The 11,953-nt window shown below is 67.7% G+C and carries 14 protein-coding genes; 1 reads left to right on the top strand and 13 read right to left on the bottom strand.

Annotation, left to right across the window (positions count from 1 at the left end):
• Positions 1 to 9 precede the first annotated feature (9 nt).
• From hutH to ABGA94_RS19620, 11 genes are all read right to left on the bottom strand, one after another.
• Entirely contained in the window at positions 10 to 1,560 is a 1,551-nt protein-coding gene (hutH, locus tag ABGA94_RS19670) for a histidine ammonia-lyase (RefSeq protein ID WP_032954644.1), read from the bottom strand.
• A complete protein-coding gene (locus tag ABGA94_RS19665) occupies positions 1,550 to 2,491 on the bottom strand; it encodes a lipid A biosynthesis acyltransferase (RefSeq protein ID WP_005420301.1) in 942 nt (313 codons plus the stop codon). Before ABGA94_RS19665 ends, hutH begins: the two co-directional genes overlap by 11 nt.
• 1 nt (position 2,492) lies before the next feature.
• Positions 2,493 to 3,263 carry a glycosyltransferase family 2 protein gene (locus ABGA94_RS19660; RefSeq protein WP_111174848.1) on the bottom strand — a complete coding sequence of 257 codons (771 nt, stop codon included), beginning with the start codon at positions 3,261 to 3,263 and terminating at the stop codon, positions 2,493 to 2,495.
• On the bottom strand, positions 3,253 to 4,938 hold the full coding sequence (locus ABGA94_RS19655; protein WP_069138863.1) for an AMP-binding protein: 1,686 nt from the start codon (positions 4,936 to 4,938) through the stop codon (positions 3,253 to 3,255). The genes ABGA94_RS19660 and ABGA94_RS19655 overlap by 11 nt, the downstream gene beginning before the upstream one ends.
• Positions 4,931 to 5,482, bottom strand: a complete 552-nt coding sequence (locus ABGA94_RS19650) for a membrane protein (RefSeq protein ID WP_049416044.1) — start codon at positions 5,480 to 5,482, stop codon at positions 4,931 to 4,933. The genes ABGA94_RS19655 and ABGA94_RS19650 overlap by 8 nt, the downstream gene beginning before the upstream one ends.
• 22 nt (positions 5,483 to 5,504) lie before the next feature.
• A complete protein-coding gene (locus ABGA94_RS19645; RefSeq protein ID WP_005420312.1) occupies positions 5,505 to 5,762 on the bottom strand; it encodes an acyl carrier protein in 258 nt (85 codons plus the stop codon).
• A gap of 17 nt (positions 5,763 to 5,779) precedes the next feature.
• Positions 5,780 to 6,037, bottom strand: a complete 258-nt coding sequence (locus ABGA94_RS19640) for a phosphopantetheine-binding protein (protein WP_005411610.1) — start codon at positions 6,035 to 6,037, stop codon at positions 5,780 to 5,782.
• Entirely contained in the window at positions 6,024 to 6,821 is a 798-nt protein-coding gene (locus ABGA94_RS19635) for a 1-acyl-sn-glycerol-3-phosphate acyltransferase (protein WP_005420313.1), read from the bottom strand. The genes ABGA94_RS19640 and ABGA94_RS19635 overlap by 14 nt, the downstream gene beginning before the upstream one ends.
• Positions 6,814 to 7,557 (bottom strand): beta-ketoacyl synthase chain length factor, encoded by a 744-nt coding sequence (locus tag ABGA94_RS19630; RefSeq protein ID WP_053498347.1) that lies wholly within the window; start codon positions 7,555 to 7,557, stop codon positions 6,814 to 6,816. The genes ABGA94_RS19635 and ABGA94_RS19630 overlap by 8 nt, the downstream gene beginning before the upstream one ends.
• Positions 7,558 to 7,773: 216 nt before the next feature.
• On the bottom strand, positions 7,774 to 8,787 hold the full coding sequence (cydB, locus tag ABGA94_RS19625) for a cytochrome d ubiquinol oxidase subunit II (RefSeq protein ID WP_065177835.1): 1,014 nt from the start codon (positions 8,785 to 8,787) through the stop codon (positions 7,774 to 7,776).
• A gap of 1 nt (position 8,788) precedes the next feature.
• Positions 8,789 to 10,186, bottom strand: a complete 1,398-nt coding sequence (locus ABGA94_RS19620; protein WP_005420319.1) for a cytochrome ubiquinol oxidase subunit I — start codon at positions 10,184 to 10,186, stop codon at positions 8,789 to 8,791.
• Positions 10,187 to 10,491: 305 nt separating this feature from the next.
• Between ABGA94_RS19620 and ABGA94_RS19615 the strand changes: the two genes are divergently transcribed.
• Complete coding sequence (locus ABGA94_RS19615) at positions 10,492 to 11,034, top strand: hypothetical protein (protein ID WP_095378252.1); 543 nt, start codon at positions 10,492 to 10,494, stop codon at positions 11,032 to 11,034.
• Between the two features lie 90 nt (positions 11,035 to 11,124).
• Here the strand turns inward: ABGA94_RS19615 and ABGA94_RS19610 are convergent, their stop codons facing one another.
• Positions 11,125 to 11,340 carry a hypothetical protein gene (locus ABGA94_RS19610; protein WP_095378253.1) on the bottom strand — a complete coding sequence of 72 codons (216 nt, stop codon included), beginning with the start codon at positions 11,338 to 11,340 and terminating at the stop codon, positions 11,125 to 11,127.
• Positions 11,337 to 11,953, bottom strand: a 617-nt coding sequence (locus ABGA94_RS19605; RefSeq protein ID WP_375367964.1) for an RNA polymerase sigma factor, incomplete at its 5' end; no start/stop codon positions are given. The genes ABGA94_RS19610 and ABGA94_RS19605, both read right to left, overlap by 4 nt.

Genomic DNA, 11,953 nt, shown 5'->3' with positions numbered 1-11,953 from the left:
TCGATGGCCTCATTCACCGGCATACAGCTCCCAACGTTGCGCGCGGATCTCCACCAGCAGTTCCCGCAGTTCGCGATCCAGCGCGCGGTCTTCTTCAACCAGGGCGATGCGCTGCCCCAGGTCGGCGTACATGTCGGCCAGACTGCCATGCAGCTGCGCGTTCAGGCCAACCCGTTCGCGCAGCGCCAGGCCCTGGCGGGCGGCGATCAGCATCGCGGCCACCACTTGCTCGGTCAGCTCGATCACGCGCAGGCAGTCGCGCGCGGCGATGGTGCCCATGCTGACCTTGTCCTGGTTGTGGCACTCGGTGGAGCGCGAAAACACGCTGGCCGGCAGGGTCTGCTTCAGCGCTTCGGCCGTCCAGGCCGACACGCTGATCTGCAGCGCCTTCAGGCCGTGGTTGATGGCCGCGCGCGGGCCCGTGGCCGCCGACAGGTTGGCCGGCAGGCCATGGTTGTAGCGGGCATCGACCACCAGCGCCAACTGGCGGTCGAGCAGATCGGCCACGTTGGCTACGGTGTTCTTCAGGGTGTCCATCGCCAGCGCGATGTGGCCGCCGTAGAAGTGGCCGCCATGCAGGATGCGCTCGCCATCGGCATCGATCAGCGGATTGTCGTTGGCGCTGTTCAGTTCGGTTTCGATCAGCTGGCGCAGGAACGGCAGGCTGTCCTCCAGCACGCCGATCACGTGCGGCGCGCAGCGCAGCGAGTAGCGGTCCTGCAGGCGCTGTTCATTGCGCGGCGGACGCTCGCTGTGCAGGTCGCTGCGCAGGCGCGCGGCGATGCGGCCCTGGCCCGGATGCGGCTTGGCCGCGAACAGGGTTTCGTCGAAGTGGTGCGCGTTGCCGTCGCTGGCCAGCACGTTGAACGCGGTCAGGCGCGTGGCCATGCGCGCCAGGTAGTCGGCGCGCTGCCAAGCCAGGCAGGCCAGGCCGGTCATCACCGCGGTGCCGTTCATGATCGCCAGGCCTTCCTTCGGCCGCAGCTTCAGCGGGGTCATGCCGATCTTCGCCAGCACCTCGGCCGCCGGCTGCACGCGGCCATCGTGCAGCACCTCGCGCTCGCCACACAGCACCGCAGCCACGTACGACAGCGGGGTCAGGTCGCCGCTGGCACCGACCGAGCCTTCGGCCGGAATCATCGGCAGCACATCGTGCTGCAGCAGCGTGGCCAGGCCTTCCAGCAGCGGCACGCTGACACCGGACATGCCGCGCACCAGCGATGCCAGGCGCGCGGCCAGCACCGCACGGGTCTCGACCGGGTCCAGGTAGCGGCCCAGGCCGCAGCCATGGTAGGTGTACAGGTGGTGCGGCAGTTCAGCCACCAGCGCCGGCGGGATGTTCACCGTGCACGAATCGCCATAGCCGGTGGTCACACCGTAGATCACGCCATCCTCGCGCAGCAGGCGGTCAAGGAAGTCGGCACCGCGCTGGATGTGTGCGCGGAACGCCGGCGCGTCGCTCAGTGCGGCCTCGCACTGGCGCTGGGCCAGGGCAACCACGTCTTCGATGGTCAACGGTGCATCGCCAAAGCGGCACACGGGTACGGCGTCAGTCGTCATGCGGAGCCTGATCCCAGAAGGGGAAGAAATTGAACCAGTCCAACGGGGACTGGATGACCTGGAGTTCCAGCCAGCGCGCGAAGCGCTGTGCCTGTTCGGCAAGTGCCGCGTCGCGCGAGCCACGCGGCAGCACGATGCGTTCGGCGAATTGTTCAAATGCCACGCGATAGCCCTCGCCCTGGTGCAGGCAGGCCATGGTGTAGACCGGGCAGCCCAGCGCCGCGGCCAGCACATAGGCGCCGATCGGGAATGGCGCGCGATGGCCGAGGAAATCGGCGGTGACGCTGCGGCCGCCCTGCACCGGCGTGCGGTCGCCGACGATGGCGACGAAGCCACCGGCCGCCACGCGCTCGGCCAGCATCACCGCGGTGGCCGGCCCCATTTCGGTGACCTGCACCAGCTCCACCGCCGCCAGCGGGTCCAGCCGCTGCAGCAGGCGGTTGAAGCGCTGCGCGTGCGCGGTGTGCACCAGCACGGTGATGCGGAACCCCGGCACCTGTTCGGCCAGCACCTGGCACAGTTCCAGGCAGCCGATGTGCGCGGTGAGGATCAGACCGCCTTCGCGGCGCGCGATCTTCTGCAGCACCAGGTCGCGGTGCAGGTGAATACGGTTGGCCGGGTAGCGCCCGCCCAGGCCGAGGATCTTGTCCAGCATCGTGTCGGCGAAGGCGAAGAAGTGGCGCAGGCTGTCGCGCCGGGTCGGCGCGCGGCCGAGCACACCGCTGTATGCCTGCAGCCGCTGCAGGTACTGCATCGAGGCCTGTCGCCCCACACGGTTGCCCAGCCAATGGCAGGCCACCACCGGCCACGCGCACAGGCGGAATGGCCAGCGCCCGAACCAGCGGTGCACCCAGCACAGGAACAGCACGCCGGCCACCGACGTCGATTCGCCGATATCGGCCCAGTGCGGGGCATCCTGCGCGGTCGCCATCTCAGCGCTGCCCCTGCAGGCGGCGCCACAGCAGCCGCGGTGCGCGCCAGAGCATGCCGAAGAACAGGCGGGTGTGCATGCGGCTGATGCGCACGTTGTCGCGCCACACATCGAAGTGCGACACGCCATCGGCGGGATAGGTCACGCGCGTGGCCAGGTGCTCGACCGGCAGCTGGCGCCAGTACAGGCGCACCATCACTTCAGTATCGAAATCCATGCGCCGGCCGATGGTCTCTTCACCGATCAGGCGCAGCACCGGTGGCAGTGGATACACCCGGAAGCCGCACATGGTGTCGCGCAGGTGCAGCGACAGCGTGTTGATCCAGACCCAGACGTGGGTGGCGTAGCGGCCATACAGGCGTGCCTTGGGAACACTGGCGTCGTAGGCCGGAATGCCGCAGATCACCGCGTCGGGATGCACACGCGCGGCCTCGATGAAGCGTGGCAGGTCAGCGGTATCGTGCTGGCCGTCTGCGTCGATCTGCAGCACGTGGCTGTAGCCACGCGCGCCGGCTTCAGCAAAACCGGCCAGCATCGCCCCACCCTTGCCCTGGTTGGCGTCCAGGCGCAGCAGGTCGACGCCCTGGCGCTGTGCCAGCGTGCGCAGCACCGCCGCGCACGCCTCATGCGAACCATCGTCGACCAGCAGGCAAGGCAAGCCAGCGGCCTGCACATCGTCGACCACCGCCACGATGGCGTGCTCGTGGTCGTAGACGGGAATCACCACCAGTGGCGCAAACGCGGCACCGGCAACGGCCGGGTCAGTCCGCATCGGCGAACACCACCCTGCCGCTGGCATGTACACCGTGGCTGGAGGTATAGCGGAAGGCCAGCACGTTGCGTGCGGCATCCCAGTCCAGCTGCAGGGTCAACTCATCGCCGGGGCGGGCCACGTGCTGGAACTTCACCGCGTCCATGCGCAGGAACGCGCGCGGCATCGCAAATGCCTGGCGGCCGAAACGCATCGCCCAGTCCAACTGCGCCACACCGGGCAGGATCGCCGCCTGCGGGAAGTGGCCCTGGAACGGCCGCAGCGCCGGGTCGAGGGTCATGCGCAGCGTGGCGCTGGCGGCGTCGCGGCGGTCCCAGACCGGCACCGGCATCAGTGGCTGGAACAGCGCCGCCAATGCCGCCTGGGTCACCTTGCCCTGCGCGTTGATCGGCAACGCCTGCACCAGGCGCCAACGGCGCGGCCGGGTCACCGCGTCATGCGCATGCGCCAGGCGCGCGCCCAGGCGTTGGCCCAGCGCACGGCGCGCGGCGTCGCCGCCCTCCAGCAGCGCCGGATCGGCCGGAACCACCACGGCGGCCAGCTGCTCGCGCTGCCCGGGCAGCACCAGCACGCGCACGTCATCCACTTCGGCGTCTTCGCGCAGCGCGCGTTCCAGCGCATCCAGCGAGACGCGGCGCTCTTCGATCTTGACGATGCGGTCGGCGCGGCCCAGCAGCCGGAAACGGCCATCGGCCAGGGCTTCCACGCGGTCCTGGGTGCGCCACCAGCCGGGGGTTTCCAGATGCGCCGAGGCCACCGCCAGGCAGCCGTCGTCGATCCGCCACTGCACACCCGGCAGCGGCTGCCACGGCGGCAGGTCGGTGTCCCAGCGGCGCCAGGCGATACCGCCGGTCTCGCTGCTGCCATAGACCTCGGTCGGGGCCACGCCCAACCACTGCCGCACGTGTCGCGCCGCGTCCTCCGGCAGCGGGCCACCGGAGGAGAACACCGCGCGCAGGCGGCCATGCAGGCTGGCCCAGTCGAGCTGCTCGGGCAGGCGCTTGAGATGGGCCGGCGTCGCCACCAGCACCGTGTCGGTACCGGCCAGCGCACCCACCAGGTCTTCGTGGAAGAACCGACGCGGATGGATCAGGCGGCCGGCGGCCAGCGGCCACAGCACGCGGAACAGCAGCCCGTAGATGTGCTGGTGGGACACCGTGCCGTGCACCTGCGCGCCATCCAGCTGCGCACCGAACGCGGCCTGCAGCGCTTCCACCTCGCGCGCCAGCTGGTCCAGGCGCTTGCCGATCGCACTGGGCTGGCCGGTGCTGCCGGAGGTGAACACGCACAGCTCGCAGGCGCGCTCGTCCAGCGCCTGCAGTTCGTCGTCCAGTGTGGCGTCCAGCGCCGCCAGCGGGCGGTAGTCGGCCGGTACGTCGCCCGCGAAACCGCTCACCTGCGGCTGCAGCGCCTGCAGCGTGGCCGGCAGGTTGTCAGCGGCCAGGAACACCCGCTTGCCGGCATGCCAGGCGCCGAACAGCGCCGCAGCGAAGGCCACGGCGTCATCGAAATACAGGGCCCAGTCGCGGCCTTCAGCCGCCGCAAAGGCGGCGCGCCAGCCCCGTACGCGCTGGCGGAAGCAGGCGTGGTCAACCATGTCTCCGTCGCACAGGCCGACGCTGCGCTGCGGCCGCGCCTCCAGCAGCAGCCGGTCCAGGGCAATCCACTCAGCCATGCGCGTGCGCCGCCTTCACCCGCCGCCGCACCAGCCACTCACCTGCGAACAACACGCCCATCATCACGTACGCCAACAATCCGTTGTAGAGCATCCAGGCCCGGTCCGACGCGTACAGCGCGGTCAGCAGGGCCAGGCTGCCGTTGAGAACGAAGAAGCCGCACCACACCTGGGTGACGCGGCGGGTATAGGCCACCGCGAACGGGGGCAGGTCCGGCTCCTGCAGCCGCGCCAGGCGCTCCACCAACGGCGGCCCGAAGCGCAGGCTGGTGCCGAACACCGCCAGCATCACCGCATTGACCAGCGCCGGGTACAGCTTCAGCGGCAGGGCCTGGTTGAGCACGGTGGCCAGCACCGCCAGCAGGCCGGTGCCGGCGGCGGCGGCCCACCACAACGGCTGGCGCGTGCTCAGCGCACGCAGCAGGGCCAGGGTGAACAGCAGCAGCGACAGCCAGCGCGGCTCGAAGCGGCCCATCGCCAGGTACACCAGCAGCGGGTAGGCAAGCGAAATCGCTGCCACCACGACGGTACGTGCGCGAGCCATGGCGAAGCCGCCGGCGCTGCGGTCAGGCGGCTGCCTGGTCCGGCAGCAGTCCATACACGACATCAACGATGTCCTGCACGGTGCGCACGGCCTTGAACGCTTCCGGCTGCAGGTTGCGGCCGAGCAGTGGCTTGAGCTGCACGATCAGGTCGACCGCATCGATGCTGTCGATGTCCAGGTCGTCGTAGAGCCGGGCCTCGGGGGTGATCCGGGCGGTTTCAATCTCGAAGCTGTCGGTCAGGATGCTGACGATGCGTTCGAACAGTTCATTCTTGGTCATGGCTATTCCTGGCGCCGTTACGACTGGCGGGCGGCGACGAACTCGCCGAGCGCGCGCACGCTGGAGAAATGGCGACGGGTTTCTTCCGAATCGGCCGAGAGGCTGACACCGTACTTCTTCTGCAGCGCCAGGCCCAGCTCCAGCGCGTCGATCGAATCCAGGCCGAGGCCCTCGACGAACAGCGGCGCGGTCGGATCGATGTCCTCCGGCGTGATGTCCTCCAGCGAAAGGGAGGAAATGATCAATTCCTTGATCTCGTGCTCAAGTGCTTGCACGGGGCGGATCTCCAGACAGGTCGAAATAACGAGAAAGGTGCTCGGTGACGCGGCGGGCTGCCAAGGCATCCCCCCTCGGCGAGTCGTCATCGGCCAGGAAGGGCGCGATCGGGATATCTTCGCCGATCTGCAGCCGAACGTGAAAGCGACGTGAGGGGACACGATACCACTTCTGTCCCTTGGTCAACGTGGGCGGGGTGCAGGTGATCCGCACCGGGGTGATGTCCAGCCGGCCACGGACGGCGATGTTGGCGGCCCCGCGCTGCAGCCGCGGCGGCTGGCCCGGCACGCTGCGGGTGCCTTCGGGGAAGATCACCAGGGTGCCGCCGGCGTGCACCGCCGCCACGCAGTCATCGACCAGGCCAGCGCCATCGTCATTGGAGATGTAGCCGGCCGCCCGCACCGGACCGCGCATGAACGGGTTGCAGGCCACGGCCCGTTTCACCACGCAATCGGCGTTGGGCAGCAGCGAGATCAGGCAGACCACGTCGATCAGGGTCGGGTGATTGGCCAGCACCAGCAAACCGTCGCGCTGCAGGCGTTCACCGCCCTCGATCTGGTAGGTCATCACCCCCAGCGCGCGCATCAGGCGCAGATGGCTGGCAAAGGCAACCTGAACCACGCGGCGGGCCCGGCGGCGACGGACCACCGGGTCGCGCATCAGCAGCAGCACCGGCATCACCAGCACGCCCAGCAGCAGGCCGCCCATGCCGAATGCGGCAAAGCTCAGGCCGGTGCCGAGCACCCGCCAGGCATGATCGAGACGGCGCAGCGCCTCAGCCACGGCGCCCCCAGCGCCAGCGCTGGCCCTGGGCCACGTGCTCAAGCGCCGGCGCACCGGACAGCAGGAAGCGGTGCAGGTCCAGCGCGTGCGGCAGCGCGCCCGGGGCGGTGGCAGGGGCCTCCGGCGCCGCCTCCCACTGCAGGGAGAGGGTCGGCTGGCCCGGCATCGGCGCCGTCAAACGCCAACACCAGGCAAAGAACGGGTCGGGTTCGTCGGCGAACGTCGAGTAAATCTCGGGAAGGCGCGACTCATACACCACGACCCGCACTTCGCGGGCGCCATCGGCGAGCAGACCGGCCGCTTCCAGACAGGCGGTCTCGACCGTGGCCTGGCCGGCGGCCAGCGCCAGGTAGTTGCCACGGTGGCCGCGCGCGATCGAGTACAACGCCGCGATCGCGTTGTGCACCGACAGGCCGAACCCCGTCGGTGACAAGGGCTGATCACTGGCCAGCGCCCCCAGCAGCTCCATCGAACGGGCCACGTCGCCGTGGCGGCTGGCGAACACCAGCGGGACCTGGTTGTCCGCCCCCTGCCCATCCTCGCACCAGCAGGCAGCCTGGATCGCCATCCGGCCCAGCCGCTCGATGCGGCGGCGCTGCATTGCCGGGATCTCGGCCAACGCCGGCGTGTCTTCGCCAACCGGCGGATACGGCGCATCGGCCCAGCCCAGCCACTGGCTACGCTCGCTCAGGCCGGGCGCCCAGGCAGCCCAGTCGACGATGGAGAATTCGATCATTTAGCGAAGGTGCTTCAACGGGAAAACAATAGGCACGAGCCATTACGGCGACGCGCGGCGGCCCCCCATTCCTGCAGCCGTGCGTCCGTCCAGGACGTCGCCGGCCGCCCCCCTGGCTGCCGGAAAGGAGCGCACGCTAGCACGTCCTGCACGGGGTGTGCAGGTTTCACATTCCCCAACACGGGAGCCGGCACCGGCGGCCCCCGCTTCAATCGATCAGTGGTAACCGGTATCGGCGTGCACCTTGCCGCGGAACACCCGGTACGACCACGCCGTGTAGCCGAGGATGACCGGCAGCAGAATGACCAGCCCGACCAGGGTGAAGCCCAGCGAGGAGGCCGGCGCGGCGGCCTGCCACAGGGTCATCGACGGTGGCAGCAGGTAGGGCCACATCCCCAGCACCAGGCCGAGGAAGCCGAGTACGAACAGGGCCAGGCTGAGCAGGAACGGCGGCAGGTCACGGCGCGGGTGGGTGGCACTGCGCCACAGCGCAGCGGCTACCGCCAGGGTCAGCAGCGGCACCGGCGACAGCCACCAGAAGTTGCCGTCGCTGAACCAGCGCGCCATCAACCGCGAATCGAGGAACGGCAGCCAGCTGCTGACCAGGCCCATCGCCGCGATCACCGCCACCACCAGCGGCCGGGTCATCTGCCGCGCCAGCGCCTGCACGCGCCCTTCGGTCTTCAGGATCAGCCAGGTGCTGCCCAGCAGCGCATAGCCGGCCACCAGCGCGGCACCGGTCAGCATCGCGAACGGGCTGAACCAGGCGAACGGCCCGCCCTGATAGACACCGTCCACCAGCGGGATGCCCTGCACCAGGGTGCCCAGGATCACGCCCTGGGCGAACGTCGCCAGCAGCGAACCGAGGCCGAACGCCACGCTCCACAGCCGGCGTGACCGATGTGCCTTGAAGCGGAATTCAAAGGCCACGCCACGGAACACCAGCGCCACCACCAGCACCAGCACCGGCAGGTACAGCGCCGACAACAGCACCGCATAGGCCCTGGGGAAGGCCGCCAGCAGGCCGGCACCACCCAGCACCAGCCAGGTCTCGTTGCCGTCCCAGATCGGCGCGGCGGTGTTCATCATCAGGTCCAGCTGCTCCTCGTCCTCGGCGAAGGGGGCGAGGATGCCGATGCCAAGCACGAAGCCGTCCAGCACCACGTACATCAGCACGCCGAAGCCGATCACCGCGAACCACGCCACCGGCAGCCAGGTCATCAGGTCCATGTCAGCGCTCCTCCAGCGGTTCGTCGGCTGCCGACAGCGGGCGCGCCGGGGTGTGGCTGCCGTGGTCCAGCGACGGCCCTTCGGCGTAGGGCTGCGGTCCGTGGCGCAGGATCTTCACCAGGTACCAGATGCCCCAGCCGAACACGAAGGCATAGCCAACCACGTAGACACCCAGCGACAGCGCGGTCATCCACGCGCTCTGCGGGCCGACCGCATCGGCGGTGCGCAGCAGGCCATACACCACCCATGGCTGGCGCCCCATCTCGGTGACGAACCACCCCGACAGCAGCGCGATGAAACCGCTGGGCAGCATCCAGTTCCAGCCGCGCAGCAGCCATGGCGAATCGAGCAGCTTGTTGCGCCACAGCTGGAAGGCCGACACCCAGGCCAGCAGCAGCATCAGCGTGCCCAGTCCGACCATGATGCGGAAGGCAAAGAACACCGGCGTCACCGGCGGCCGCTCGCTGGCCGGTACCGCGGTCAGCGGGTCGAAGGTGCCGTCCAGGCTGTGGGTCAGGATCACGCTGCCCAGCTTCGGGATGGCCACTTCGAAATCGTTGCGCTCCTCCTTCTCGTTGGGCAGCGCGAACACCACCAGCGGTACACCCTCGCCTTCCCGGGTCTCATGCCAATGCGCTTCCACCGCCGCGATCTTCATCGGCTGGTGCTTGAGCGTGTTCAGGCCATGCATGTCGCCGACGAAGATCTGCACCGGCACGGTCAGCGCGGCGAATGCCACAGCGGCGATCAGCATGCGCCGGCCCGCTTCCACGTGCGTGCCCCTGCGCAGGTACCACGCACCCACGCCACCAATCACGAAACAGGTGGTGATGAACGAACCCAGCGCCATGTGCGCGAGGCGGTAGGGGAACGAGGGATTGAACACCACCTGCCACCAGTCCACCGGATGCACGATGCCGTTGACCATCTCGTAGCCGGCCGGCGTGTGCAGCCAGCTGTTGGACGACAGGATCCAGAACGTGGAGAACAGCGTGCCCAGCGCAACCATGCAGGTGGACAGGAAATGCAGGCGCGGCGAGACCCGGCCCCAGCCGAACATCATCACGCCGAGGAAGCTGGCTTCCAGGAAGAACGCGGTCAGCACCTCGTAGGTCAGCAGCGGGCCGATGACCGTGCCGGCCACCTCGCTCAGCCGCGGCCAGTTGGTGCCGAACTGGAACGCCATGACGATGCCGCTGACCACGCCCATGCCGAACGACACCGCGAAGATCTTCTGCCAGAAGAAATACAGCTCGCGCCACACCGGCAACTTCGTGCGCAGCCAGCGCCATTCGATGAAGGCCAGCCAGCTGGCCGTGCCGATGGTGAAGGCGGGGAACAGCACATGGAAACTGATGACGAATCCGAACTGGATCCGGGACAACAACAACGCGTCCAAGGGACGCCTCCTGCCTGTGACCGGTGGGATACCGGACCACTTTAGGAGGATTTCGTTAAGACGGGATGCGACCGGGTGACGCGCTGCTTCACTTTGTCGCAGGTGGACCGGCTCAGGAAAGGGTCCAATTTCAGATGGGCCGGACAAATTGCAACTCGTTGCATATCTGCGGGTCCTTTGACATGAGAGCTTCTTGCCGTCCTGGGTTGCTGACTGCAGTCGGCCGAGTTCGGCAGGCAGCACTGCAACTTTCGCCGGTTCCTCACGAAACATCGCCAAAATCAGCCAAATCATTTAGAGAACCAATGATCACAACTTCCCAACGCCGTGAGCTTCTGCGCGCGCTTTACTCCACCGAAAGGCTCTACCTTGGCTTCTCAGCCTCATCGATTTTCCAAGAGCAGCCAGCGCGCAACTTTCTGGATTCGTTGTGGAACTTGGTTGCGACTGGCGACATGCCTTCACAACGTCTAATGAGCGAGACCCATCTCTATCTCGAGAACGCCGTTCCACTCGACCAGTACGGTGTTTCAGCCGCTGACAATAAAGGCGAGGCGTTCGTTCTGGCCTTGGATTCACTGGTGCTTTTCCTGACCGATGAATCTTCAGAATCGCTTGACTTCATCCCTGAGGAGTTCGAAAGATTCGTCGTCGAGGAAGTGGTGACCGATGAGATGATCGATCAGCAGGGTCCAACACGACAAACGCTGCTGGTCACGACGGAGGTCCGAGCAGAGATTGATAATCATCCGCTGATCAGGGCGTTCCTCAGCCAGATTCAGCTGGATGAATGGAAGTCGAGGAGCATCGATCTGAATCCTGAAGATATCGAAAAATCGAAGGGATGATCCAAGTGGTCCCCGTGGACGGGTTGCAGAAGGTTTCGATCGGGCTTGAGGCACGGCGGCTCCATAAAGGGCCCCGGGTTTGATCTTCAATCAGTGCCAGAAGTACCAGGCCGCCGCAGCCAACAGCGCGCCAAACAACAGCACCTGCACCACCACATAGCCCACGCCACTGTCGCGCGACTCGGCGGCAATGCGCTTCTGCAGCGCCTCACTCACGTCCGGCGCTTCTTCCTGCCGAGCCTGCTTACGCAACGCCTGCGCCAGCGCGCGCTCTTCCGCATCGCGAGGGTCGGTGGGTGGGTTCACAGCAGCTCTCCGGCAGTGGCATGCCGCGTCAGTTCCTGCTTCAGGACCTGGCGCGCACGGTGAAGGTGGCTCTTGATGGTACCGCGCGCCAGCCCAGTCACCTGCTCGATCTCGGCCAGATCGAAATCCTCCAGGTAATGCAGGCCGACGATCAGCCGCTGCGGTGCACTCAGCCGTTCCAGCGCCTCGCCAAGATGGCGACCAGCCTGCAGCGCCTCGCTCAGTTCAGCCGGCCCCGGCCCTTCATCGCCGATCCCCAATTCCTCCGGCACCTCCACCGCCACCATCCATTGCGCCTCCAGCCGCCTCCGGCGCAGGTGCTGCAGCGCGGTGGTGTAGGCCACCCGCGAAACCCAGGTACGCAACGAAGATTCAAAGCGGAACCGGTGCAGCTGGCGGAACACCGCCAGGAAGGTTTCCTGCAGCAGGTCGGCCACCTGATCACGGTCGCCCACCATGCGCCCGATCACATGCGCGCAGGTGCGTTGATGGGTCTCGACCAGCTGCGAAAACGCCGCCTGCGAGCCATCGATGATGGCCCGCACCAAGGCTTGGTCCGCATCCAGCGGTGCAGCGGGTGCCGCCGTCGCCGCTGCATCGTGGCGGCGACGGC

Source organism: Stenotrophomonas sp. 3diitr2024 (assembly GCF_042136455.1).
Taxonomy (GTDB): domain Bacteria; phylum Pseudomonadota; class Gammaproteobacteria; order Xanthomonadales; family Xanthomonadaceae; genus Stenotrophomonas; species Stenotrophomonas sepilia.
The sequence above is the reverse complement of the archived record's forward strand: the minus strand, read 5'-3'. Positions and strand labels throughout refer to the sequence as shown.